Below are 2,567 nucleotides of genomic sequence, written 5' to 3' on the forward strand. Positions count from 1 at the left end.
GGCGAGGAGCTGCTGGCGAGGACGCGTGAGCAGCTGCGCTGGTGGCCGGTGCCCGCCTCCGCCGAGGACCTCGCGACCGCGATCCTGCCGCTCAACCTGACCCCGCTCGGCCCGCTGGCCGACGGTCTGACCTTGGCCCAGATCCCGCTGCGCGACCGCCTCCGTGAGCTCGACTTCGAGATCCCCCTGTCAGGGGGAGACATGCGCGGCCCCGGGGCTCCCGACGTACGCCTGCGCGACCTCGCCCCCATCCTGCGCGCCCATCTTCCGGCCGACGACCCGATGGTGACGTACGCCGACCGGATCGAGACCCCGCCGCTGGGTGACCAGTCGCTGCGGGGCTATCTGACCGGTTCGGTCGACGTGGTACTCCGGCTGCCGAGCGGCCGGTTCGTGGTCGTCGACTACAAGACCAACTTCCTGGGGGTGGAGGCCATGGACTACACCCAGCCGAAGCTGGCCGAGGCGATGCTGCACTCCCACTATCCGCTGCAGGCGCTGCTCTACTCGGCGGTCGTGCACCGCTTCCTGCGCTGGCGCCTGCCGGACTACTCACCGGACGAGCATCTCGGTGGCGTGCTCTATCTCTACGTACGCGGGATGCTCGGCCCGGACACCCCCGTCGTCGACGGCATCCCGACCGGTGTCTTCACCTGGAACCCGCCCGCGTCGCTGGCGGTCGCGCTGTCCGATCTGCTTGATGGGGTGACCGAATGATCGAACGCTGGGAGTCCGAGGACCCCTTCGACGCACGGCTGGCGCGGTCCGCGACCGGACTCCTGGCGTCGTTCAACCAGGCGGGAGTGCTGACCGCCGCCGACGTCCACGTGGCGGCCCGCGCCGCCGAGCTGGCGGGGGAGTCCCGCGACGAGGTGCGGCTGGCCGTGGCGATGGCGGTCCGCGCCGTACGCCACGGGTCGGTGTGCGTCGACCTGGCCGCCTTGCGGGAGACCGAGGAGACCCTGCCGTGGCCCGACTCGTCGGGATGGTTGTCGGCCGTCGCCGACAGCCCGCTGGCGGCGCAGTCGCTCGTGCAGGTCGAGGACGGTCTGCTCTATCTGGACCGCTATCACCGCGAGGAGGGGCAGGTACGCGACGACCTGCTCGCCCGGCTCGCCTCAGCTCGTCCCGTGGCCGATGAGGCTCTGCTCGACGCGACCGCCGCGCGGCTCTTCCCGGGTGACGGCTATGCCGAGCAACGCTCGGCCGCGCTCGCTGCCGCGCGGCAGTCGACGACTGTGCTCACCGGCGGGCCCGGCACAGGCAAGACGACGACCGTCGCCGGGCTCCTGGCGCTGCTCACCGAGCAGTCGGAGACCCCGCTGCGGATCGCGCTGACCGCGCCGACCGGCAAGGCGGCCGCGCGCCTTCAGGAGGCGGTCGAGGATGCCCAGCAGGCAGGTCAGTTCACCGCGGCCGACCGGGCTCGGCTCGAGGGTCTGAGCGCGTCGACCCTCCATCGGCTGCTCGGTTGGCGACCGGGATCGTCGACCCGGTTCAAGCACCACCGCACCAACCGGCTGCCGCACGACGTGATCGTCGTCGACGAGACCTCGATGGTCTCGCTGACCATGATGGCTCGGCTGCTGGAGGCAGTGCGTCCGGAGGCGCGACTGATCCTGGTCGGCGACCCCGACCAGCTGGCTTCGGTCGAAGCGGGGGCCGTGCTCTCCGACCTGGTCGCCGGGCTCGCCGCGCGGTCTCCGGAAGCGGTGGCCGCGCTCCGCACCACCCACCGCTTCGGCGGTGCGATCGGCGCGCTCGCCGCAGCGCTCCGGGACGGGGACGCCGACGCGGCCCTCGACGTACTCCGCTCCGGCGACCCCGCGGTCGAGCTCGTCGACCCTACCGACGAGGCCGTGATGGCCGACATCGAGCGCGACCTGGTCGATCACGCCGTCGCCCTGCGGGAGTCGGCTGTCGCGGGCGACCGGATCGGCAGCGTACGCATGCTCGACGAGGCGCGCCTCCTCTGTGCCCACCGCGACGGCCCCTGGGGCGTCGCCCACTGGAACCGACAGATCGAGCGCGGCCTCTCCGAGACCACCGGCACTCCGCTCGGCGCGGGCTGGGGGCGCGAGTGGTACGCCGGCCGGCCGGTCCTCATCACCGCCAACGACTACGGTCTCGGTCTCTTCAACGGCGACACCGGTGTCACCTACGAGGATGCGGCAGGTGACCTCCGCGTACGGATCGCCGGCGGCTCGGCCCTCGACTTCACCCCATCGAGACTCGGCGACGTCGAGACCCTGCACGCCATGACCGTCCACAAGTCCCAGGGCAGCCAGGCCAGGTCCATCACGGTCCTGCTCCCGCCCGACGACTCCCCGCTCCTGACCCGCGAGCTCTTCTACACCGCCGTGACCCGAGCCGAGGAGCGCGTACGCGTGATCGGCTCACCCGAGTCCGTCCGATCAGCCGTCACCCACCAGGCCCAACGCGCCTCCGGCCTCCGCACCCGCCTCTCCTGATCCGGCCGAGACCTCGGGCGGGCGAGACCAGCCGGGGCCGAGAGGTCACTCCTGCAGGCCGAGAAGTCACTTGTGCAGGCCGAGACGTCACCAAGA

At 72.0% G+C, this 2,567-nt stretch carries 1 protein-coding gene and 1 pseudogene; both read left to right on the forward strand.

Features of this window, described 5'->3' with window-relative positions; all coding sequences use genetic code 11:
* Positions 1–717 (forward strand): annotated as a pseudogene (locus ACRDPS_RS22455) (exodeoxyribonuclease V subunit beta); the annotation flags it as partial.
* Complete coding sequence (gene recD, locus ACRDPS_RS22460) at positions 714–2,471, forward strand: exodeoxyribonuclease V subunit alpha (protein WP_431503886.1); 1,758 nt, start codon at positions 714–716, stop codon at positions 2,469–2,471. The pseudogene ACRDPS_RS22455 and the gene recD, both read left to right, overlap by 4 nt.
* The last annotated feature ends 96 nt before the right edge of the window (positions 2,472–2,567 follow it).

Origin of the sequence: Nocardioides sp. (assembly GCF_050699375.1) — a bacterium.
Classification (GTDB): Bacteria; Actinomycetota; Actinomycetes; order Propionibacteriales; family Nocardioidaceae; genus Nocardioides.

Coding starts and splice junctions, on each gene's coding strand:
- recD (WP_431503886.1), top strand. CDS start 714: ATGATCGAACGCTGGGAGTCCGAGGACCCCTTCGACGCACGGCTGGCG.